This is a genomic window from Paenibacillus sp. VTT E-133291 (assembly GCF_002264395.1).
Taxonomy (GTDB): Bacteria; Bacillota; Bacilli; order Paenibacillales; family Paenibacillaceae; genus Paenibacillus_AQ; species Paenibacillus_AQ nitricinens.
The window spans coordinates 1-314 of sequence record NZ_NFVA01000264.1; the positions used below are offsets into that span (position 1 = coordinate 1).

Below are 314 nucleotides of genomic sequence, written 5' to 3' on the forward strand. Positions count from 1 at the left end.
GGTATCAAGTACGTCGGTTAAATTCACGCAATAATAACGGAGAGGGGGATTTTATAGATGGCGCAGGTAGAAATGTTCGCAGCAAAAGCGAATAGTCCGGCAACGGAATTGACCGCAGCAATCACGGACGTAGCAACGACTGTCTCCGTATTGGATGCGTCGAAATTACCGGACGCTCCGAATATTGCGACGATTGGCGTAGATGAGAGCGCGGAAACGGTGCGGTACGAAGGCAAAAGCGGTAATGACCTGACGGGAGTAACGCGGGGATTTAGTGGGACGGCGGCGAAAGCGTGGGCGACTGGCGTAGGAGT

Annotated in this window: 1 protein-coding gene; it reads left to right on the forward strand. The window is 53.2% G+C overall.

Features of this window, described 5'->3' with window-relative positions:
- Positions 1 to 57: 57 nt before the first annotated feature.
- Positions 58 to 314: hypothetical protein (locus CA598_RS31855; RefSeq protein ID WP_373455865.1), on the forward strand; the 257-nt coding region annotated here is incomplete at its 3' end.